Raw genomic sequence first — 21,204 nt, 5'->3', positions numbered from 1 at the left:
ACCGCTGCCGCATCGCCGGGTGGCGGCTACGCCTTACCCGGCCTACTAAAACCTCACAGCACGGAACGTAGGCCCGGCAAGCGCAGCGCCGCCGGGCATCAGCCGCACCGCTGCCGCATCGCCGGGTGGCGGCTACGCCTTACCCGGCCTACTAAAACCTCACAACACGGGCCGTAGGCCCGGCAAGCGCAGCGCCGCCGGGCATCAGCCGCACCGCTGCCGCACCGCCGGGTGACGGCTACGCCTTACCCGGCCTACTAAAACCTCACAGCACGGACCGTAGGCCCGGCAAGCGCAGCGCCGCCGGGCATCAGCCGCACCGCTGCCGCATCGCCGGGTGGCGGCTACGCCTTACCCGGCCTACAAAAAACTCACAGCACGGACCGTAAGCCCGGCAAGCGTAGCGCCGCCGGGCGTTTTTACTCCCCCAGAATCCTCTTCAACACCGGTCCTATCGTCTCAAACGCCTGCGGGGAGATGATGTCCACGTGGGCACAGTCCTGGTGATAGATCTCCAGCTCCCCCACCCACGGTGCCCAGGCGGCGAGCGGGTCCATGGTTCGCGTGCGTTCAGCGACAAACAGCGTCGCTTTGCCGTCGAACTTCGCGCTGTGCGCCGTGGTCAACAGACGCACCGCATCGGCATAGTTGCCCTCGATGGCGCTGAACAGCTCCCCGGATGCCTGCCCCTGCTGGGCGGCGAGGAACGCCTGACGCTCACGCTCGATCTCCGCTAAGACCTCCGGATCGAGGCCGTTAGCCTCTTTTTCACGCCAGTTTTGCGTCTCCGGCGGCCAGGTATCCAGCAGGCCAAGGAACGCCACGGCTTCTCCCTGCGCGCGCAGGCGGGCGGCGATGCCCTGCGCCAGCGTGCCGCCGAGAGAGTAGCCGAACAGATGATAAGGCCCGTGCGGCTGCTGGGCGCGTAGCGTCGCCAGGTGCTGGTCGATCACCTCGTCCAGGGTGGCGCAGTGCTGCATCGGTCCCGGTCGCGGCGACTGGATACCGGTAATCGACCAGCGCGGATTGAGATAGCGCGCCAGGACGCTGAACTGCCAGGCAAAACCGGAGGCCGGATGGAAGCAGAACAGCGTCGGGCCGTGGCTTTCGCGCAGGGGCAAAATCGTCTCGTACCCCAGACGCCGGGCCTGCTCGTCGCTAATGTTGGATCCCAGCAGGGCGCTCAGCTTGCCCACCGTCGAGGCCACCATCACCTGGCCGGGGGTAACCTGGCGGGCAAAGTGGCGGCTCAGGCTGGCGGCAAGGCGCATCGCCAGCAGCGAGTGGCCGCCGAGGGCGAAGAAATCCGCCTCGATGTCGTTGATCTCGCAGCCCAGCAGGGCAGAAAACGCCGCGGCAATCGCCTGTTCGGCGTCGCTTTCCGGTGCGCGGCCCCGAGTCTTCATCGTCAGCTCCGGCAGCGGCAGCGCCTTGCGATCCAGCTTGCCGTTGGCGCTAAGGGGCAGCGCGCTGAGTTGCAGTAACACCACCGGCACCATATGCGGCGGCAGCTGGGTTTTCAGGGCAGTTAAAAGCGCGTCGCGATCCAGCGGCAGACCGGATTCCGAGACCACATAGCCCACCAGCTGACGGGCGTCGCCGCCGGTATCCGCCGCCTGGTTGATGACGCAGGCGTGGGTTACCGCCTGGGCCACGTCCGGCAGGGTCAGCATGGCCCGGTCGATTTCGCCCAGCTCAATGCGCTGACCGCGAATTTTCAGCTGATCGTCGCTGCGGCCCAGATACTCTACCGCGCCATTATCCAGCCAGCGGGCCACGTCTCCGGTGCGGTACATGCGCTCGCCCGGCGCGAACGGGTCGGCGATAAAGCGGCTGGCGGTCAGATCCGGGCGGCCCAGGTAGCCCTGCGCCAGCTGGATCCCGGTAAGATAAAGATCGCCCGCCACGCCGAACGGCACCGGGCGCATCATCGCATCCAGAATGCGCAGGCCGGTATTCCACACCGGGAAGCCGATCGGCACGCTGTTGCCCTCTATCGCCGCCAGTTCCGGGCCAAAGGCCGGATACCAGCTGACGTCCACTGCCGCTTCGGTCGGGCCGTAGAGGTTATGCAGCGGCGCATGGGTGAGCTGCTCCCACTCCCGGCACAGCGCGGTCGGCAGGGCTTCGCCGCTGCAGAACACCTGCTTCAGGCTGGCGCAGCAGGCGGCGTTTTCCGGAGTCAGCGAGGCGACAAAGGCTGCCAGCATCGACGGCACAAAGTGGGTGGTGGTGACGCCGTACTTCGCGAAGAAGTCCTGCATCGCCAGCGGATCGCGGTGCGCCTCCGGCTCGGCCATCACCAGCTTCGCCCCGGCAATAAACGGCCACCAGAACTCCCACACCGAGACGTCAAAGCTGCACGGCGTTTTTTGCGCCACCACGTCGGCGGCGGTGAGCGGGTAGTGGTTTTGCATCCACAGCAGGCGGTTGACGATGGCGGTCTGGCCGACCATCACCCCTTTCGGCCGTCCTGTTGAGCCTGAGGTAAAGATGATATAGGCGGTCTGTTCCGGGGCACTGAGGTTGAGCGGTGCGCTGCTCTCCGCAGGCATTAGTGTGTTGTAACTAAAAAGAGCCGGATGGTTAAAGCGCGGGCGCTGGTCGTCGGTGGTGATTAACAGCGACGGCTTCGCGTCCTCGATCATCATCTGCAGACGATCGTCAGGATATCCGGTGTCCAGCGGCAGCCACGCGGCCCCCGCTTCGACGATGGCGTGCAGGGCCAGCGTCAGGAACACCGAACGCGGTAACGCCACCGCCACGCTGTCGCCGGGCTTCACGCCCCGGGCACGCAGCTGGTTCGCCAGGGCCACCACCTGCTCGCGCATCTGGCGGTAAGTCAGTTCGTGGTGCGCATCAGCCAGCGCCGGGGCGTCCGGGGTTTTCGCCGCCTGCTCCGCCACCAGCGCGCTCAGGGTGGTGAGCGGCAGAGGAACCGCTGTCTGGTTAATCTTTTCCAACTGCTGATATTCGGCGTCAGAAACCGTTTCGGCCTCGCCGCAGCGCAGGTCGATATTGGCGGCAAACTGCGCCAGCAACCCATGCAGGCGATCGACATGGCGCACCAGGGTGGCCTCATCGTAACGCTGCTTGTTGGCGAGGATCTCAATGCTCAGACCGCCCTGCTCGTCCGGGAACAGCGCCATCTCAAGGTCGTTGACCGGGCCGGTGGCGAGGGTATGCGTCACCGCCTGAACGCCATCGATATCCAGCTGGTAGTCGAAGACCTTGACGTTAAACACCGGGCCAAACAGCGCCTCGTCGCTGGCGGCGCGCCCGCTGTCGCGGACGATCTGCTCGGCGTCATACCGCTGATGTCGACGCATCTTTTTCATCTGCCCGGCCAGGCGCTGGGCCAGCTCCGGCAGCGTCTCCTGAGCGTTGATGTTCACCGCCAGCGGCAGCACGTTCAGCACCGGCCCGGTAGCGGTGAGCGCCGCGGAGCCCATCCGGCGCATAAAGATAAACCCGGCGGCATAGTTCATGCGTCCGGTCAGACGGGCGAGCCACAGGGCCACCAGCGCCAGAGCGAGGTCGGTGCGCTGGATCTGGCTGGTACTGGCGAGCTGGTTGAAGGCGTAACGATCGGCGGTAAGCTTCAGGCGCAGAATGTCGGTGGTCGCGGCGCGACCCGGCAGCGGCGCGCTGGAGAGCGATACCGGCGGCGGGAGCTGCTTACGCTGCCCGGCCCAGAAAGCACCGTCGCGGATATACGCCTCGCTGTCGCGGTAGCGCTGATACTCCTCCACCACCTCGGCAAAGGGCGTAAACGGCGACGCCGGCGTGGCGTCACCGTTAGACCAGGCGCGATAAATGGCGGCGATCTGGCGAGTAATAGCGGGGAAGCTGAAGCCATCCACCACTAAATGGTGATAGCGCTGATACCAGTACCAGCGGTTGTCCGCCACCTGAATCAGCAGGTGGAAGGCCAGCGGCTGGCCGCTGTCGACGCGCAGGTTCTGGTTAAGATCGGCGTGCATCTGCGCCTGCGCCGCGGCATGCGGATCGGCGTGAGCGCGAAGGTCAATAATCTGCGGCACCGGCAGGGTAGCACTCTCGTCCACCCACTGCCCGATCTCGCCGTTGTCCTCGGTAAACCGCGTACGCAGGGTGTCGGCCTGCATCATGCCCGCCACCACCGCTTTCGCCAGCAGCGGCGCATCAACCGGGCCGATCAGCTCGACGTAATGGGCCACGCTCCAGGCGTTGGGCAGGTCGGAAAGCTGTTCCGCCATCCAGATCCCCGGCTGGGCGGCCACGAGAGGAAGTTGTGCGCTCATGGGGTCACCTGTGCAAAATGGGCTGGGATCAGGGTTTGCCACTGGGCTGCAAGCCACTGCTGACAGGCTTCCTGCGACTGCGGCTCGCACACCACGCGCCAGCCCTCAGGCAGGGCGCACTGCTGCGGCCACAGGCTGTACTGCTGTTGCGCGTTTTGCACAATGGCGAACAGGCCCTGCGGATCGTCGAAGGGGTTACTGAATTCCATACCAGACTCCATTATTAAATAAGCGGCTGCCAGAGAGTCATCAGCCCCTGCGTCAGCCCTCCCCGCCAGCAAAGTGCATCATGTCCGCCGTCCACCGGACGCCAGTAAACCTGCTGCTGTGTGTGCTGTAGCTCGGCGTACAGCGACTGGCACGCGCGGTAGATCAGCGGTTCGCGTCGCCCCGCCTCAAGGACAATGCGCAGTCCCTGCGCCGACAGCTGTTGGTTTTTGAGTTGTTCGATAATCACGCCGTCCTGTTTGCCACCGCGATGGGGCCACCAGAAGGATCCCGACTGGCTGAGCACGCAGCCAAAACGCCCGGGCCAGTGCAGTCCGGCATAGAGCGCCGAGAGCCCGCCAAAGCTCTGTCCGGCGACCACCGTACGATCGGCCCGGTCGCTGAACGGGGCCAGCGCCTGCACCTGCGGGAGTAATTCCTCCTGCACCGCCAGCCAGAAGTCGGGGTTGCAGGGCAGCTCGTGGCTGCGATGGGCGGTATCGATAACGTCGATCAGCACATAAACGGCGGACGGCAGCTGGCCTGCGGCGGTGAGCGCAGAAAGCGCGGGCCAGATCGGCATACTTTCGGCCCAGAACTGGCCGTCGAGCAGCACCGCCAGCGGGCGCTCGTCAGAGGTATCCTCGCCGGTGGTAAAGATCCAGACCCGGCGGGCGTTGCCAAGCCTGGCGCTCTGCCATGAAATACACTGCGGGGGCATATAAGGGGTATCAAGCCGATCCCAGCCCGGCTGAACCGGTGCCTCGGGCATCTCCAGCGCCGAGACCGGATGACCGCGCCCGCCGCGCCAGTGCTGGCGGTTTAGCGGATCGGCAATAGCGCGCGGCAACAGCTTGCGCCAGCCTTCGCGCAGGGCCATGCGGTCCGGCGGATCGGTGGCAAACACCGCCTCGCTGAAGTCGTCCTCGTGAACAGAGGGGATAAAGCAGTAGCTACCCCGCCAGTTTGGGCTGAACTCGCCCTGCCACTGCCAGACGTCGGTGCCGGCAATGCGCTCCAGCGTCTGCGGACGGGCATTGTGGTGGTGATCGGTCACGCCTGTGATATAGAGCCATACCCGCTTCAGCGGCGAAGTCTGCTCTGTTCCGCCCGGATCGCGCCACCAGAAGGTCACCCGATAGTGATCCCCTTCCCGCACCCCTTCGGGCCCCTGTTTCGACTGCCACCAGGCGTCACTTCCCGTTTCCAGCGTCGTCACCGATATAACCCCATGACCTGTTCTGTTTTTTTGATAAAAGATAAACAATATCGATAATATTATTGATAACTATTTTCATTTGCAATAGCGTATGGGCGCGCTGTGGGAAGCGCGAACATTAAATAACCATGCCATGCGCTGCGTACTGACTCAGGACTGAGGGGTTTTCGCAGACTGCGGGCGATAGCCTCCCGCCGCCTCACCCATTCGGGACGGAGCCATGAGGCATGCGGCATCGAAAAGCAGGACATACAATGAATAACAAGCTTCACTCACTGGCCTTACTGGTCAATCTGGGGATTTACGGTGTGGCACTGCCTGCGATGGCAGCCGATACCGCGGGCAACGAAGACACCATGGTGATCACCGCCGCCGAGCAGAACCTGCAGGCACCGGGCGTATCGACCATCACCGCCGATGAAATTCGTAAAAACCCGGCGGCACGCGATGTGTCAGAGATTATCCGCACCATGCCGGGCGTCAACCTCACCGGTAACTCCACCAGCGGCCAGCGCGGCAACAACCGCCAGATTGATATCCGCGGCATGGGCCCGGAAAACACCCTGATCCTGATTGACGGTAAGCCGGTGACCAGCCGTAACTCCATCCGTCTGGGCTGGCGCGGCGAGCGTGACACCCGCGGCGATACCGGCTGGGTGCCGCCAGAGATGATCGAGCGCATCGAAGTGATCCGTGGCCCGGCAGCAGCACGATACGGCAACGGCGCGGCGGGTGGCGTGGTGAACATCATCACCAAAAAGGTCAGCAACGAGTGGCATGGCTCCTGGAACACCTATCTGAATGCCCCTGAGCACGATGAAGAAGGCTCCACCAAACGCACCAACTTTAGCCTCAATGGCCCGCTGGGCGGGGATTTCAGCTTCCGCCTGTACGGCAACCTGGATAAAACCCAGGCCGATGCCTGGGACATCAACCAGGGCCATCAGTCTGAACGTACCGGCGCCTATGCCGATACGCTGCCTGCCGGCCGTGAAGGGGTCGAGAATAAAGACGTCAACGGCGTGCTGCGCTGGGACTTTGCCCCGATGCAGGCCCTGCAGTTCGAAGCGGGTTACAGCCGTCAGAATAACCTCTACGCGGGCGATACCCAGAACACCAACAACGATAACAGCAGCAACGGGCTGGTAAAGAAGAACTACGGCAAAGAGACCAACCGTCTCTATCGCCAGAACTTTGCGGTCACCTGGACCGGCGGCTGGGATAACGGCATCACCACCAACAACTGGGCGCAGTACGAACACACCCGCAACTCCCGTCTGGGTGAAGGGCTGGCGGGCGGCCTGGAAGGGCTGTTTAACAGCAACAAATTCACCGACACCGACCTGTCCGACGTGATGCTGCACAGCGAAATCAACCTGCCGATCGACTTTATCGTCAACCAGAACCTGACGCTGGGTACCGAGTGGGATCAGCAGCGGATGAAGGATATGTCCTCCAATGGCCAGGCCCTGCAGGGCGGTGCTGTTCCGGGAATGAGTGACAGCCGCAGCCCGTACTCCGATGCGGAGATCTTCTCCCTGTTCGCGGAGAACAACATGGAGCTGACCGACAGCACCATGCTGACCCCGGCGCTGCGCTTCGATCATCACTCTATCGTGGGCAACAACTGGAGCCCGTCCCTGAACCTGTCGCAAGGGCTGGGGGATGATTTTACCCTGAAGATGGGGATCGCCCGGGCCTATAAAGCCCCGAGCCTGTACCAGACCAACCCGAACTACCTGCTCTACAGCAAGGGCCAGGGTTGCTACGCGAGTGCAGACGGCGTCGGCTGCTATATGCTGGGTAACGAGGATCTGAAAGCCGAAACCAGCATCAACAAAGAGATTGGCCTGGAGTGGAAACGCGACGGCTGGCTGGCGGGCGTGACCTGGTTCCGTAACGACTACCGCGACAAGATTGAAGCGGGCTATGCCCCGGTGGGTCATACCTCTTCCGGTAAGGTGCAAACCGATATCTACCAGTGGGAAAACGTGCCGAAAGCCGTAGTGGAAGGGCTGGAGGGCACCCTGAACGTGCCGGTCAGCGACACCATCAACTGGACCAACAACATTACCTACATGCTGCAAAGCAAGAACAAGGAGACCGGCGACCGTCTGTCGATCATCCCGGAGTACACGCTGAACTCAACCCTGAGCTGGCAGGTACAGCAGGATGTCTCCCTGCAGTCGACCTTCACCTGGTACGGCAAGCAGCAGCCGAAGAAGTATAACTACAAAGGTCAGCCGGTGAGCGGTTCTGAGAAGGACGAAGTCAGCCCTTACAGCATCGTCGGCCTGAGCGCGACCTGGGACGTAACCAAATATGTCAGCCTGACCGGCGGCGTGGATAACGTCTTCGATAAACGCCAGTGGCGTGCGGGGAATGCCCAGACGACCGGGAATACCACCACCGGGGCCTATATGTATGGCGCAGGGGCGTATACCTATAACGAACCGGGCCGCACCTGGTATATGAGCGTGAATACGCAGTTCTGACAACAGCAAAAAGGCAACGTGAGTTGCCTTTTTCTTTATTCTCGCACCCTGCCTCGCCCGGCGGCGCTGCGCTTGCACGGGCCTACATACTCAACTCAACGGCACCAGGAACCGTCCGGGCGCGTGTGCTACCATAAGTGCCCTTTTTACCGTGGCGAGAAGCATATGCAGACTACCTACTCCACGTTTCTTCTGGCCGGGCAAACCGTTCATTGTATTACCTTCGATCCCACGACGTTCAGCGATGCCGATCTGCTTTGGCTTCCGCATCATCAGCAACTCACCCACGCCGGGCGCAAGCGCAAAGCCGATCACCTGGCCGGACGGATCGCCGCCTTTCATGCCCTGAACCGGCAAACTATTGCCGGCATCGGCAACAGCGGCGAACCGCTGTGGCCTGAGGGCGTAAGCGGCAGTATTTCTCACAGCGGTACGCAGGCTGTGGCGATATGCCGGAAAAATGGCCTTATCGGCATTGATTGTGAAGCGATCATTGACAAGCACGAAGTCCGTGAAATCCAGGACGGCGTAATCGATGCCCGGGAAGCACAACTCTTGGCCGGGAGCGGCCTTCCCTTCGATCTGGCCTTCACCCTCACCTTCAGCGCCAAAGAGAGCCTGTTCAAAGCCCTGTTTCCGCAGGTGCAGGCGTGGATGGGCTTCGACAGTGCGCGCGCCACGGCATTGACGGCCAACACCCTGACCTTATCCCTCTCCCGCCCTTTTCCGCCCTTTGCACAAAATCAGGCATTTACCCTGCACTGGAGCCAGATTAATACCCAGGTCATCACCCTGATCTGCGATGCATAACGGCTCAGGATCGTGATCCTTTTCTCCTTTTAAACAAATTAGCTGCCTAAACCGTAGACAGTTTTATCAGGCAGTCTTATCGTTACATTGAATAATAAATCATTATTGAATAAATATTCAATGTGGAGAAAAAGAATGAACACGACCTTTGTAAAATCCGCTTTACTGGCCTCAATGATCGCCGCTTCCGGCTCCCTGTTTGCCGCCGATAACGGACTCATTGCGATTATTACCCCCTCACACGACAACCCGTTCTTCAAGGCTGAAGCCGACGGCGCGGCGGCGAAAGCGAAAGAGCTGGGTTACACCACCCTTGTCGCCTCGCATGACGATGACGTGAACAAACAAAACCAGCTGATTGAGACCGCTATCGCCCGTAAAGCGAAAGCGATCATTCTGGATAACGCCGGGGCAGATGCCACCGTCGGTCCGCTGGAGAAGGCCAAAGCGGCAGGCGTCCCTGCCTTCCTGATCGATCGTGAAATCAACAAAACCGACGTGGCGGTGGCGCAGATTGTCTCGAACAACTATCAGGGGGCGCAGCTTGGCGCGGAGAAGTTCGCGAAGCTGCTGGACGGCAAAGGTAAATACGTTGAGCTGCTGGGCCGTCCGTCGGACACCAACGCCCACGTGCGCTCCCAGGGCTACCACGACGTGCTGGATGACTATCCGGATATGAAGATGGTGGCGCAGCAGACCGCCAACTGGAGTCAGACCGAAGCCTTTACCCGTATGGAAGCCATCCTGCAGACCAACCCGGACATCGTCGGGGTGATCTCCGGTAACGACACCATGGCGCTGGGGGCTGAAGCGGCGCTGAAGGCTGCCGGGAAGAACAACGTGATTGTGGTCGGCTTTGACGGCAGCGACTACACCCGCGACTCGATCCTGAAGAAGGGCAACATCAAAGCCACGGTCCTGCAGCCGGGCTGGGAGCAGGCGCAGATGGCGGTTGAGCAGGCGGATTACTACCTGAAAAACGGCAAAGCGCAAAAAGACGAGAAACAGCTGATGGATTGCGTGCTGATCGATGAGTCCAACGCCAGCAAGCTGAATGTGTTCAACCTCAGCAAATAAGCGGAGGCAGTATGCGGTTAAAACAATGGGGCGCCGCGCTGACAGGCGCAGCTGCCCTGTTGCTGACGGCCTGCACCGTGGTGGATCTGGATGAGAACGGCAAGCCCATCATGCCTGCCGATCCCAATGCCAAAGCGAGCTTTGACAATCAGACCCCACAGCAGATCGCGCAACAAACCTGGCAGCCGCGGATCCTCGACGCCGCCAAAAATCATGCGCTGGACGCCAGCGCCCTCTCCACCCAGCTGAAAACGCCGTCTGACAAAGCGCAGAGCGTCTTCGTGCGCCTCAGCGGCAAAGTGGAGCGTGTGGAGGCCAGCAGCGCCAACGAGCAGAAACTGGTGATGACGGTGAACGGCCAGCCGCTTCAGATCCAGACCGGGCCGGTGATGCGGGGCAACGCCATCCGCGACGCGGCCGGCTTCCGCTTCGATGAATTTACCAATCAGGTGCAGTACGCCCAACTCTCCCGGGCGTTAAACCGCGAGGCGGTGAAACATCTGCCAAAAGTCGATGACAGCTGGAGCGGCAAAAATGCCACCGTGCTGTTTGCCACCACCCTGACGGGCGGCAAAGCGAATGAAGCGGCGGCGCTGGAACTGAAACAGGAGGCGCCGTGATGAGCGATAACCCGGCAGAGGACATTATCCTCAGCACCCGCGGCATCTCGATGCTGTTTCCCGGCACCGTGGCGCTGGATAAGGTCGATTACCGCGTCTGGCGCGGCAAAGTGAACGTCATTATCGGCGAGAACGGCGCCGGAAAATCGACGCTGATGAAGATCCTTGCCGGGGTGCAGCAGCCCAGCCTCGGCGAGATGTGGCTCAACGGCAAGCAGGTGGCGTTCACTAACACCCGGGATGCCGCTGCCCACGGGATCGGCATGGTGCACCAGGAGCTGAACCTGTTTGAAAACCTCAACGTGGCGGAGAACGTCTTTCTCGGTCGCGAGCTGCAAAAAGGGGTGACGCCGATTAACGAGGCGGAGCAGGAGTCCCGCACCGCGGCGCTGCTGAAACGCCTCGATCAGCCCATCTCCCCGCGGGAGCTGGTGGGCAACCTGAAGGTCGGGCAGCAGCAGCTGATCGAGATAGCCAAGGCGCTGGCCGAGGATGCCGACATCCTGATCCTCGACGAGCCCACTTCGGCGCTGAGTAAAACCGAGGTGGAGATCCTGTTTCGGGTGATCCGCGAGCTGACCCGCCAGGGCGTCACCATCATCTATATCTCCCACCGGCTGGAAGAGCTGATGACGATAGGCGATGTGATCACCATTCTGCGCGACGGCAAATTCCAGGCCGAGGCGAAGGTGCAGGATATCGACGTGCCCTGGATCGTGCGCGAGATGCTCGGCAGCGATCCGGTGAGCAACTTCCTCGAGCCGGGCCGTACCTTCGGCGCGCCGGTGCTGGAGGCGGAACACATCACCTGCGTCAATGCCGCCGGGAATACGGTGGTCAACGACGTCAGCTTCCAGGTGAACGCCAGCGAGATCGTCGGCATCTACGGCCTGATGGGTGCCGGGCGTACCGAGCTGTTCGAGTGCATGCTTGGCACCGAGCGCAACTATCTGGGCAAACTGTGGCTCGACAGCAAACCGGTGCCGCAGCGGCTCACCACCGCCGAGCGCATCCGCATGGGGATGAGCCTGGTGCCGGAAGATCGCAAACGCACCGGGATCTTCCCCGGCTCGTCGGTGGCCAGCAACCTGACCATCGCCAGCCTGTGGCGCCGTCTGCAGCGCGGTTTCACCATCGCGCAGAAAGCGGAGCAGGAGGTGGTGGCCAGCACCATCGGCAATCTGTCGATCAAGGTCTCCACCCCGGAAGTCGAGATCCAGGCGCTCAGCGGCGGCAATCAGCAAAAAGTGGTGATTGGCCGCTCGCTGCTGACCAATCCGAAGGTGCTGTTCCTTGATGAGCCGACGCGCGGCATAGACGTGGGTGCCAAAGCGGACGTGTTTCGCATGATGGTGCAGCTGTCGCAGCAGGGCATCGCGGTGGTGTTCTCCACCTCGGATTTGAAAGAGATTATGGCGGTATCGGACCGCATTCTGGTGATGTCCGGCGGCAAACTGACCGCCGATATTGTTCGCGATCGGGCCGACGAATCGGCGCTGGTCACCGCAAGTGCTCAGGGGTTCTAAGATGAAAACGACACAGTCTGTCGCGCTGACGCCGCAAAAAGGGGCCGCGCCTTCCCGGGAAAAATTACTTCTGCTGCTGCTGAAGATGCGCACTTTCATTGCGCTGTTTCTGATTGTCGGCTTTTTCACAATGACCGTGCCAGGCTTTCTCTCTGCCGGAAGCCTGGTGATCATGATTAAGCATATCGCCATCAACGCGTTTCTGGCGCTGGGGATCACCTTCGTGATCATCACCGCCGGGATCGACCTGTCGATTGGCGCCACGCTGGGGCTGTGCGGGATGATCGCCGGGTGGATGATCACCAAAGGGATTGTGCTGCCGATGTTCGGCATCGCTATCTTCCCGAGCGTGTGGGTGATTGTGCCCATCGTGCTACTGATTGGCGCGCTTATCGGGGCGGTTAACGGCTGGATCATCACCCGCTATAACGTCGCGCCCTTTATCTGCACCCTTGGCACCATGTACGTGCTGCGCGGGGCGGCGATGCTCACCTCCGACGGCCAGACCTTCCCGGGCCTGTCAGGCAACCCGCAGCTGGGGAATACCGGCTTCGATGAGATTGGCGCCGGTACGCTGCTCGGCATCCCGTGGGCCATCTGGATGATGATCGTCCTGGCGCTGGCGATCGCCTACATCGCCCGCCGCCTGCCGTTTGGCCGCCACGTCTACGCCATCGGCGATAACGAACGCGCGGCAGAACTCTCCGGAGTGCGGGTCAAGCAGGTGAAAGTGCTGGTCTATACCCTGTCGGGGTTCTGCGCCGCCATCGCCGGGATTGTGGTCTCCGCGCAGCTGCTGGCGAGCCATCCGGCCAACGGCACCGCGTTTGAGATGAACGCCATCGCGGCGGTGGTACTGGGCGGCACCTCGCTGGCCGGTGGCCGCGGCACCATTCTCGGCACCCTGATTGGCGCCTTCGTCATCGGCTTCCTTGCCGACGGCCTGGTGATGATGGGGGTCAGCGAGTTCTGGCAGATGGTGATCAAAGGGATCGTGATTATCGTGGCGGTGATCATCGACCAGATGCAAAACCGGATGCAGCAGAAAGCGGCGGTGGTGGCGCAAAAAGCGGTGATGGAAGGAAAGTAGCGCGGTTGTGCGGTCTTTGTGCCGGGTGGCGGCTTCGCCTTACCCGGCCTACAAGGTCAACGGCAGTTTTGTAGGCCCGTGCAAGCGAAGCGCCGCCGGGCAAAACTACGCTTTCAATAAACTCCGCGCCGTCGGGTAATCGGTGATCAACACGTCGATGTACTTCCCTTCCAGCGCCCCGCGAATGGCGTTGCGCTTTTCTTCCCCACCGGCCAGGGCAATCACCTGCGGACAGGCGCGGATCTGCGCCAGCTCCATGCCGATCACCGGATCTTCTTCCGGGCTCAGCACCGGCTCGCCTTTCGCATCGTAGTAGTGCAGGCAGATGTCCCCTACCGCCCCGCGCTCGGCCAGCAGTTTGAGCATATCTTCGTTGTAGTAGTTGCCGGAGTTTTTCAGCAGCTGCGACGGCTCCAGTTCGCCGATGCCGACAATCGCCACGTCCACTTCGGCGAATTTGCCCACCACCGCCGCTACGTCCGGGCTGCTCACCAGCCGGGCGCGCTCCTCCACCGAGTGCTCAATGCTCTGGGACGGCAACAGCCCTGCCGGGCAGCCGAGGTGCGCCGCCAGCTGCTGGGTGAGGATCGTCGCCTGCACGTTGCCGTTGGGGCCGACGCCGCCCAGCAGCTGGATCACCCCGGCGGCGCGGATATTCTGCGGGTGCATCTCATCCACCATGCAGCGGATGGTGCTGCTCCAGGAGGAGATCCCGACCAGGTCTTCCGGGCGCAGGCGGGTTTCAACATAGTGCGCCGCCGCGCTGCCGATGGCGTGCTTAATCTGGGCGCTGGACGGGTTCTCCCCCACGTCCACCACGATGGCCTGGCGGATGCCGTACTGCTCTTCCAGCGCCTTTTCCAGCGAGACAAAAATGTTGGTCGGTTGCACCACGGTAATTTTTACCAGCCCCTCTTTCTGGCAGCGGGTCAGCGCCCGTGAGACAAAGGACTGCGAGAGATGCAGCAGCGAGGCAATCTCGGACTGCTTTTTATTCTCGCTGTAGTAAAGTGTGGCGATCTTGACCAGCAGTCGCTGTTCATCCTGCTTCGACATAACGTCCCCCTTAATCGACTGTCGTTATTTTTATTCATCCATGAATATTTAACAAGCAAGCGCCGTCGCGATCCGCCGGGCAAATGTGATCCTTTTCTCTTTTCTTCGAAATTTGCCTGCGCAAACCGTAGACAAACCCCAGAGCAGGGCATATCTTACTATCATGAATAATAAATCAGCATTGAATATATATTCAAAGCGGTCATAAATCCCTGCTCTGACAGAGAGAACAGGGAAAAAACGTACCCGGCTGGAATAATTATTCGCAACAGATTATAAATTCAGGAGGTATGTTATGAATCCGTTTTCGCTCTCCGTCGCGGAGCTCGAAACCCGGGCGCGTTCGATTCGTCGCCGGATCATTGTGCTGAATGCCGAAAGCCCGGCGGGCGGCCATACCGGCGCCGATCTTTCGCAGGTCGAACTGCTGACCGCCCTCTACTTTCGCATTCTGAACTGCTCCCCGCAGCTGAAGGACAGCGATGAGCGCGATATCTATATCCAGTCAAAAGGCCATGCGGTGGGCGGCTATTACTGCGTGCTGGCCGAGGCCGGGTTTATTCCCGTCGAGTGGCTCTCCACCTATCAGCATGCCGACTCTCACCTGCCAGGCCACCCGGTGAAACACAAAACCCCTGGCATTGAGCTGAACACCGGCGCGCTGGGACATGGTCTGCCGGTAGCGGTGGGGATCGCCCTGGCCGCGAAACGCAACAACAGCAAGCGTCGGGTGTTTGTGGTGACCGGCGACGGTGAACTGGCGGAAGGCAGCAACTGGGAAGCCGCGCTGGTCGCCGCTCATTATCAGCTGGATAACCTGTTTATTATCAATGACAAAAACAACCTCCAGCTGGCGGGCTCTACCAAAGAGATCCTCAACACCGATCCGCTGGATGATAAGTGGAGAGCCTTCGGCCTGGAAGTGACCGGCTGCAACGGCAATGACATGGCGGATGTGGTCGCCACGCTGGAAGGACTGAAGCCCAACGGCAAGCCGCATGTGGTGATTGCCCATACCACCAAGGGCGCGGGAATTTCATTTATTCAGGGACGGCCTGAATGGCACCACCGGGTGCCGAAAGGGGAAGAAGTTGAACTGGCGCTGGAGGAACTGAAAGATGAGTAATAGCGAACACCTCGCCACGGTGATGGTTAATGCCTTTATTGACGCCGTCGAACGCGGCGTGGACCTGGTGCCGGTGGTGGCAGACTCGACCTCCACGGCGAAAATCGCCCCCTTTATGCAGCGTTTCCCGGGCCGGCTGGTTAACGTCGGCATCGCCGAGCAGACGCTGGTGGGTGCCGCTGCTGGGCTGGCGATTGGCGGCAAGATCGCCGTCACCTGTAACGCCGCGCCCTTTTTGATTTCACGTGCCAACGAGCAGATCAAAGTCGACATCTGCTACAACAACACCAACGTTAAGCTGTTCGGCCTGAACGCCGGCGCCAGCTACGGCCCGCTCGCCAGCACCCACCACAGCATCGACGATATCGCCATTATGCGCGGCTTCGGCAATATCGAAATTTACGCCCCGTCGAGCCCGAACGAGTGCCGCCAGATCATCGACTACGCCCTCGACCATGTGGGCCCGGTCTATATCCGTCTCGACGGCAAAAATCTGCCGGAACTGCACGATGAAAGCTACCGTTTTGCCCCGGGCAAGATTAACGTCCTGCGCACCGGCCACGACGTGGCGCTGGTGGCGATGGGATCGACGGTGCATGAAATAGTGGAAGCCGCCGCACAACTCGCGGAAGAAGGTATTGACGCCACTATTATCAGCGTTCCATCTATTCGTCCCTGTGATACCCAACAGCTGCTGGCGGCAATCGCCCCCTGCAAGGTGGTGGTGAGCGTCGAGGAGCATAACGTCAACGGCGGCGTCGGCAGCCTGGTGGCGGAAGTGCTGGCCGAGGCCGGATGCGCCGTGCCGCTGAAACGTCTGGGGATCCCGGATGGACAATACGCGATTGCCGCCGACAGAGCGTCAACGCGGGCACGTCATGAGATTGATGTCGCTGGAGTGGTGAAACACGCCCGGGAAATGCTGACGCGACAGATTTGCTGAAAATAACAACAACATCTTACTGGAGAGAGAAGCAATGTCCCGAATTCCTCAACAACTTACGATGGGCGTGATCATCGGCAACCGTGGGTTTTTCCCGAGCTATCTGGTGGCAGAAGCACGCGAGCAGGCGATCGCCCTGTTTGGCCGCCTGGGGATCAACACCGTGATGCTCGATCCGAGCCAGACCGAACTCGGCGGCGTCGAAACCCGTCAGGATGCCAAAGTGTGCGCCGAGCTGTTTCGCGCCCATCGCGATCGCATTCATGGCGTGGTGGTGCTGCTGCCGAACTTTGGCGATGAAAAAGCGGTGGCAGAAACCCTGCGTCTTTCTGGCCTGAACGTGCCGGTGCTGGTGCAGGCCGAGGAAGATAACCTCGATAAAATGGGGCTGGCGACCCGCCGCGACAGCTTCTGCGGCAAGATCTCCCTGTGCAACAACCTGCGTCAGTACGGCATTCCCTTTACCCTCACCTCCCAGCACGTCTGCGCCCTCACCGGCGAGGTGTTTGAACAGGATCTGAAGCGCTTCGAGCAGGTGTGCCGCGTGGTGAGCAGCATGCGGGGAGTGCGCGTGGGGGCGATTGGTGCCCGTCCGGCGGGCTTTAACACCGTGCGCTACAGCGAGAAATTGCTGGAAAGACTGGGCATTGCCGTGGAAACTCTCGATCTGTCCGAAGTCTTTACCCGCATTAAAACCCTGCGCGATGACGATATCCGCGTGGATGAAAAACGCCGGATTCTGATCGACAACGCCGACGCCAGCCGCATTCCGGCCGACAAGCTGGTGACTATGGCCAAGCTGTTTGTGGTGATCAGCGAGTGGGTGGTGGCCAACGACATCGACACCACCGCCATCCAGTGCTGGACCTCCCTGCAGGAGAACCTCGGCATTAACGTCTGCTCGATCATGAGCGTGATGTCCGGCCAGCTGATGCCTAGCGCCTGCGAGGTGGACGTGATGGGGGCCCTCTCCATGTATGCCCTGGCCAGCAGCAATATGAATCCGGCCTCCATTGCCGACTGGAACAACAACTTCGGCGACGATCGCGACAAATGTGTCCTGTTCCACTGCGGTAACTTCGCCGCCTCCAGCCTCGAATCCCCGCACATGGGCACCGCTGATATCATCGGTACCACGGTCGGGAAAGAGAACACCTGCGGCGCGGTCCACGGTCGTCTGAAAAGCGGCCCGCTGACCTACTTCCGCCTGAGCACCGACGATCTTACCGGAGAAATCAAAGCCTACGTGGGCCAGGGCCAGTCGGTGGACGATCCGCTGGATACGGTGGGCTGCCGGGCGGTGATCCAGGTCCCGCATCTGGAGAACCTGCTGAACTGGATCTGCCGCAACGGTTTTGAGCATCACGTGGCGATGAACCACTCTGCCAGCGCGGAGATCCTGCATGAAGCCTTCACCCGCTACCTCGGCGTTTCAACTTATCTCCATCGTTAAGGGCAGGAGGCCGCAATGTCGGTGAGCAAGGATATTATTATTGCCCTCGACGAGGGCACCACCAACGCCAAAGCGGTGGCGCTGGACGCAAGCGGTCATGTGGTAGCGAGCTTCTCCCGGACACTGGCGATCCAGACCCCGCACGAAGGCTGGGTGGAGCAGTCTGCTGAACTGCTGGTCGAGGCCTCCCTCGAGGTGGTGGCCCGGGCGATTGCCACCGTTGGGGCGGAGAGAGTTGCCGCGCTGGCGATTAGCAATCAGCGTGAAACCGTCGTGGGCTGGTATCGGGCAACCGGCAAGCCCATTGCTCCGGCGCTCAGCTGGCAGTGTTCCCGCACCGCGTCCTTTTGCCATCAGCTACGGGAAAATGGCTACGGGCCGCAGATCAAGGCGGCAACGGGCCTGCCCATCGCCCCGCTGTTCTCGGCCTCTAAAATGCGCTGGCTGCTGGATAACACCCCCGACGGCGCGCAGCGCGCCGCCCGGGGGGAGATCTGCCTCGGCACCGTTGACAGCTGGCTGCTGTGGCAGTTGACCCGGGGCCTGTCGTTCAGCTGCGACCACGCCAACGCCGCCCGCACCCAGCTGATGAACCTGCATACCGCCGACTGGGATCCGCAGATGCTGGCGCTGTTTGGCATCCCGCGCGCGGCGCTACCGGATATCAAGCCCTCCAGCGGACTGTTTGGTTACACTTGCGGCTGTCCGTCGATCCCTGACGGACTGCCGGTGATGGCGATGATTGGCGACTCCCACGCTGCGCTCTTTGCCCATGGTCTGGGTGCCGAAGGCTGCGTGAAGGCGACCTACGGCACCGGTTCGTCGGTGATGGCACCGGTCTCCTCCGCCCGCTGCGACGTTAGCGCGCTGGCCACCACCGTGGCGTGGCATGATGGCGACACCCTGGTCTACGGCCTTGAGGGCAATATTCCGCACACCGGCGATGCGGTGGCATGGATGGCGGACAGCACCGGCTTGAGCGAGCTGTCGCAGGCGGAGCTGGCCCATGAGCTGAACACCCTGCCCCGCTCGGTGGACTCCACCCTCGGCGTCTATTTTGTTCCGGCGCTGACCGGTCTTGGCGCCCCCTGGTGGGATGAAAACGCACGCGGCATGATCCACGGCCTGAGCCGGGGCGTGAAGCGGGCGCACCTGATCCGCGCGGCCCTGGAATCGATCGCCTATCAGATTGCCGACGTGGTGCTGGCGATGCGCGTTCATCCGGGCTTTACCCTCAACGGATTGATGGTTGACGGCGGGCCGACGAAAAACGACTGGCTGATGCAGTATCAGGCGGACCTGCTCGGCTGTCCGGTGATGCGCAGCGACGTGCCGGAGCTCTCCGCGATGGGGGCCGCCCTGCTGGCCCGTAAGGCGCTGTTTAACCTGACCACCGCGCAGCTGCGCCAGTATCTGCCGGAACATGTCACTTTTACACCCGACATGGCGCGTCACGCCCGGTTGCAGAGCCGCTGGCAAGCCTGGCAGGAGACCGTTGAACGGGTAAGAACGTAAAAATGCCCCGTCCGGCTCATCACCAGACGGGGCAAAAAAACGGGTGCCTGTACCAAACCGACAACCGGATAAGCGGGGATTGCTCCCCGCATACCGCTACTTCTTCGTTTCGTAAGCGAGAACAGCTTTCACTTCCACATCACGCTCCTTAAAGCTCACTTCGCATAGCTGCTCGTGAACCAGAAACGTGACGCCCAGCACAGTTAAACCCAGCACCAGGATCGCCGCAAAGGCGTACTTGTTAAGCATGTCATTGCCTCCTTGCTAAGAAGAGGCTACCATCCAAATTGTCTATGTTTGGTGTTGGTAGCCCCGGTTGATGGAAACATCTCCGGGGCTTTTGCTTTCTGGCCCACCACACCAGCCTGAGCTCAGAAAGCATCAGGCACCCGCCGCAATATTACTCTCGTATCGCTGAAAAAAGCGCCATTAAACTGTGTATTTAACCAGTAAAATGATGTTTTCAGAATACATTTAGGATGCCGCTACCATAAATAAAAATGCCCCGTCCGGCTCATCACCAGACGGGGCAAAAAAACGGGTGCCCGAACCAAACCGACAACCGGATAAGCGGGGATTGCTCCCCGCGTACCGCTACTTCTTCGTTTCGTAAGCGAGAACAGCTTTCACTTCCACATCACGCTCCTTAAAGCTCAGCTCGCATAACTGCTCGTGAACCAGAAACGTGACGCCCAGCACAGTTAAACCCAGTACCAGGATCGCCGCAAAGGCGTACTTGTTAAGCATGTCATTGCCTCCTTGCTAAGAAGAGGCTACCATCCAAATTGTTTGGGTTTGGAGTGGTAGCCCCGGTTGATGGAAACATCTCCGGGGCTTTTGCTTTCTGGCCCACCACACCTGCCTGAGCTCAGAAAGCATCAGGCACCCGCCGCTATATTACTCCCGTATCGTCTAAAAAATCGCCTTTTAACTGTATATTTAACCAGCAGAATAACCTTTTCGGAATACGTTCAGGTTGCCGGGAAATCAGGCGGTTTCCGGGCGCACATGAAACGTCTCAAGGCGTCTGATTTGCCGTCCCTCAGCATCAAAATTGTCCGCGGCCAGCCAGCCGCGAATGGCCGCGTCCCGTTCCGGCCATTCGCTGTCAATAATCGACAGCATATCGCTGTCGCGGTTGCGGCCTTTGCGCACCAGTTTCTGCCGCAGCCGCCCTTCCCAGACAAAGCCCAGCCGCTCGGCGGCCCGACGCGAAGCAATGTTCATCGAATCGCACTTCCACTCGAGTCGACGGTAGCCCCGTTCAAAGCCATACTTCAGCAGCAGCCAGACGGCTTCGGTGCCGAGCGGGCTGTTTTTCATTTTCCGCGACCAGGTGACATGACCAATCTCCACCGAGCCCAGCTGCTGTTCAATTGCCATGTAACAGACCAGCCCAACGGCGCGCTCGCTGCGGCGATCGATCACCGCAAAAGGCACCAGTCCCTCATCCTGCACCTTGACCTGCAACCAGTCGACGGTAGCTTCCACGCTGGCAGGTTGATTGCTGGCAAGCCAGGTCCAGTCGCTGTCGTCGCCCAGCGCGTACGCCTCGAACAGATCCACCGCATGCTCTACCGCATCCAGCGGTTCAAGACGGCAAAAACGCCCTTCCAGTACTCCACGCTCTAACACGCTGGCCCCCTGCCAGCCGGGAACAGGATCGTTAACGGTCTGCCCCCAGATATTGATTTCCGGCACGCTCTACCCCTTTTGTTTGTTAATAGATTGTTATTTCACAATACAGGATTGCCTGCATAACGGTACCGCTAGCCCCGCTAATA

At 60.9% G+C, this 21,204-nt stretch carries 17 protein-coding genes; 10 read left to right on the top strand and 7 right to left on the bottom strand.

The features are described 5' to 3' along the window. Positions 1-419 precede the first annotated feature (419 nt). The 3 genes from entF to fes are packed head-to-tail and all read right to left on the bottom strand — an operon-like array spanning position 420 to position 5,709. Complete coding sequence (gene entF / locus ACP4QI_RS05470; protein WP_426495095.1) at positions 420-4,283, bottom strand: enterobactin non-ribosomal peptide synthetase EntF; 3,864 nt, start codon at positions 4,281-4,283, stop codon at positions 420-422. Beyond that, entirely contained in the window at positions 4,280-4,492 is a 213-nt protein-coding gene (locus ACP4QI_RS05465; protein WP_142488588.1) for an MbtH family protein, read from the bottom strand. Before ACP4QI_RS05465 ends, entF begins: the two co-directional genes overlap by 4 nt. Positions 4,493-4,506: 14 nt before the next feature. Continuing rightward, positions 4,507-5,709 carry an enterochelin esterase gene (gene fes / locus ACP4QI_RS05460; RefSeq protein ID WP_426495096.1) on the bottom strand — a complete coding sequence of 401 codons (1,203 nt, stop codon included), beginning with the start codon at positions 5,707-5,709 and terminating at the stop codon, positions 4,507-4,509. Between the two features lie 254 nt (positions 5,710-5,963). Between fes and ACP4QI_RS05455 the strand changes: the two genes are divergently transcribed. The 6 genes from ACP4QI_RS05455 to ACP4QI_RS05430 all read left to right on the top strand — a co-directional run bounded on the left by ACP4QI_RS05455 (position 5,964) and on the right by ACP4QI_RS05430 (position 13,327). Next, a complete protein-coding gene (locus ACP4QI_RS05455; RefSeq protein ID WP_142488585.1) occupies positions 5,964-8,204 on the top strand; it encodes a TonB-dependent siderophore receptor in 2,241 nt (746 codons plus the stop codon). 165 nt (positions 8,205-8,369) lie between these two features. Continuing rightward, the gene (gene entD, locus ACP4QI_RS05450) at positions 8,370-9,014 is read left to right on the top strand and encodes an enterobactin synthase subunit EntD (protein WP_426495097.1); all 645 of its coding nucleotides are present in this window, start codon (positions 8,370-8,372) and stop codon (positions 9,012-9,014) included. Between the two features lie 135 nt (positions 9,015-9,149). Further along, positions 9,150-10,091, top strand: a complete 942-nt coding sequence (locus ACP4QI_RS05445) for a D-ribose ABC transporter substrate-binding protein (protein ID WP_426495098.1) — start codon at positions 9,150-9,152, stop codon at positions 10,089-10,091. Between the two features lie 11 nt (positions 10,092-10,102). Then, positions 10,103-10,711, top strand: a complete 609-nt coding sequence (locus tag ACP4QI_RS05440; protein ID WP_231312911.1) for a DUF2291 family protein — start codon at positions 10,103-10,105, stop codon at positions 10,709-10,711. After that, entirely contained in the window at positions 10,711-12,237 is a 1,527-nt protein-coding gene (locus ACP4QI_RS05435) for a sugar ABC transporter ATP-binding protein (RefSeq protein ID WP_426495099.1), read from the top strand. The genes ACP4QI_RS05440 and ACP4QI_RS05435 overlap by 1 nt, the downstream gene beginning before the upstream one ends. 1 nt (position 12,238) lies before the next feature. After that, positions 12,239-13,327 carry an ABC transporter permease gene (locus ACP4QI_RS05430; RefSeq protein ID WP_142488577.1) on the top strand — a complete coding sequence of 363 codons (1,089 nt, stop codon included), beginning with the start codon at positions 12,239-12,241 and terminating at the stop codon, positions 13,325-13,327. Between the two features lie 105 nt (positions 13,328-13,432). Here ACP4QI_RS05430 and ACP4QI_RS05425 read toward each other — a convergent pair whose 3' ends face one another. Next, a complete protein-coding gene (locus ACP4QI_RS05425) occupies positions 13,433-14,383 on the bottom strand; it encodes a sugar-binding transcriptional regulator (protein WP_156263163.1) in 951 nt (316 codons plus the stop codon). A 295-nt stretch (positions 14,384-14,678) separates the two neighbouring features. On the opposite strand from ACP4QI_RS05425, the gene ACP4QI_RS05420 reads away from it, so the two are divergent. Genes ACP4QI_RS05420 through ACP4QI_RS05405 form a run of 4 tightly spaced genes read left to right on the top strand, consistent with a single transcriptional unit; the run spans position 14,679 to position 19,420 of the window. Continuing rightward, positions 14,679-15,509, top strand: a complete 831-nt coding sequence (locus ACP4QI_RS05420; RefSeq protein WP_426495100.1) for a transketolase — start codon at positions 14,679-14,681, stop codon at positions 15,507-15,509. After that, the gene (locus ACP4QI_RS05415) at positions 15,502-16,452 is read left to right on the top strand and encodes a transketolase family protein (protein ID WP_285128672.1); all 951 of its coding nucleotides are present in this window, start codon (positions 15,502-15,504) and stop codon (positions 16,450-16,452) included. The genes ACP4QI_RS05420 and ACP4QI_RS05415 overlap by 8 nt, the downstream gene beginning before the upstream one ends. Positions 16,453-16,486: 34 nt before the next feature. Then, the gene (locus ACP4QI_RS05410) at positions 16,487-17,905 is read left to right on the top strand and encodes an L-fucose/L-arabinose isomerase family protein (protein ID WP_059308548.1); all 1,419 of its coding nucleotides are present in this window, start codon (positions 16,487-16,489) and stop codon (positions 17,903-17,905) included. A 15-nt stretch (positions 17,906-17,920) separates the two neighbouring features. Next, a complete protein-coding gene (locus tag ACP4QI_RS05405) occupies positions 17,921-19,420 on the top strand; it encodes an FGGY family carbohydrate kinase (RefSeq protein ID WP_426495101.1) in 1,500 nt (499 codons plus the stop codon). A gap of 96 nt (positions 19,421-19,516) precedes the next feature. On the opposite strand, the gene ACP4QI_RS05400 is transcribed toward ACP4QI_RS05405, so the two are convergent. The 3 genes from ACP4QI_RS05400 to ACP4QI_RS05390 all read right to left on the bottom strand — a co-directional run bounded on the left by ACP4QI_RS05400 (position 19,517) and on the right by ACP4QI_RS05390 (position 21,121). Further along, positions 19,517-19,669 carry a Hok/Gef family protein gene (locus ACP4QI_RS05400; RefSeq protein WP_285128669.1) on the bottom strand — a complete coding sequence of 51 codons (153 nt, stop codon included), beginning with the start codon at positions 19,667-19,669 and terminating at the stop codon, positions 19,517-19,519. Positions 19,670-20,014: 345 nt separating this feature from the next. Next, a complete protein-coding gene (locus ACP4QI_RS05395; protein WP_142488557.1) occupies positions 20,015-20,167 on the bottom strand; it encodes a Hok/Gef family protein in 153 nt (50 codons plus the stop codon). Positions 20,168-20,407: 240 nt separating this feature from the next. After that, positions 20,408-21,121: a GNAT family N-acetyltransferase gene (locus ACP4QI_RS05390; RefSeq protein WP_142488555.1), complete on the bottom strand. Its 714-nt coding sequence runs from the start codon at positions 21,119-21,121 to the stop codon at positions 20,408-20,410. Positions 21,122-21,204: the final 83 nt, after the last annotated feature.

Source organism: Leclercia sp. TB492 (assembly GCF_049974505.2).
GTDB classification, from domain to species: Bacteria; Pseudomonadota; Gammaproteobacteria; order Enterobacterales; family Enterobacteriaceae; genus Enterobacter; species Enterobacter adecarboxylatus_C.
This window is presented reverse-complemented; position numbering and strand designations above follow the sequence as displayed.

Excerpts from the sequence above, each read along its gene's own strand:
- entF (WP_426495095.1), bottom strand. The coding sequence starts at position 4,283 with ATGAGCGCACAACTTCCTCTCGTGGCCGCCCAGCCGGGGATCTGGATG.
- ACP4QI_RS05465 (WP_142488588.1), bottom strand. The coding sequence starts at position 4,492 with ATGGAATTCAGTAACCCCTTCGACGATCCGCAGGGCCTGTTCGCCATT.
- ACP4QI_RS05455 (WP_142488585.1), top strand. The coding sequence starts at position 5,964 with ATGAATAACAAGCTTCACTCACTGGCCTTACTGGTCAATCTGGGGATT.
- entD (WP_426495097.1), top strand. The coding sequence starts at position 8,370 with ATGCAGACTACCTACTCCACGTTTCTTCTGGCCGGGCAAACCGTTCAT.
- ACP4QI_RS05445 (WP_426495098.1), top strand. The coding sequence starts at position 9,150 with ATGAACACGACCTTTGTAAAATCCGCTTTACTGGCCTCAATGATCGCC.
- ACP4QI_RS05440 (WP_231312911.1), top strand. The coding sequence starts at position 10,103 with ATGCGGTTAAAACAATGGGGCGCCGCGCTGACAGGCGCAGCTGCCCTG.
- ACP4QI_RS05435 (WP_426495099.1), top strand. The coding sequence starts at position 10,711 with ATGAGCGATAACCCGGCAGAGGACATTATCCTCAGCACCCGCGGCATC.
- ACP4QI_RS05430 (WP_142488577.1), top strand. The coding sequence starts at position 12,239 with ATGAAAACGACACAGTCTGTCGCGCTGACGCCGCAAAAAGGGGCCGCG.
- ACP4QI_RS05425 (WP_156263163.1), bottom strand. The coding sequence starts at position 14,383 with ATGTCGAAGCAGGATGAACAGCGACTGCTGGTCAAGATCGCCACACTT.
- ACP4QI_RS05420 (WP_426495100.1), top strand. The coding sequence starts at position 14,679 with ATGAATCCGTTTTCGCTCTCCGTCGCGGAGCTCGAAACCCGGGCGCGT.
- ACP4QI_RS05415 (WP_285128672.1), top strand. The coding sequence starts at position 15,502 with ATGAGTAATAGCGAACACCTCGCCACGGTGATGGTTAATGCCTTTATT.
- ACP4QI_RS05410 (WP_059308548.1), top strand. The coding sequence starts at position 16,487 with ATGTCCCGAATTCCTCAACAACTTACGATGGGCGTGATCATCGGCAAC.
- ACP4QI_RS05405 (WP_426495101.1), top strand. The coding sequence starts at position 17,921 with ATGTCGGTGAGCAAGGATATTATTATTGCCCTCGACGAGGGCACCACC.
- ACP4QI_RS05400 (WP_285128669.1), bottom strand. The coding sequence starts at position 19,669 with ATGCTTAACAAGTACGCCTTTGCGGCGATCCTGGTGCTGGGTTTAACT.
- ACP4QI_RS05395 (WP_142488557.1), bottom strand. The coding sequence starts at position 20,167 with ATGCTTAACAAGTACGCCTTTGCGGCGATCCTGGTACTGGGTTTAACT.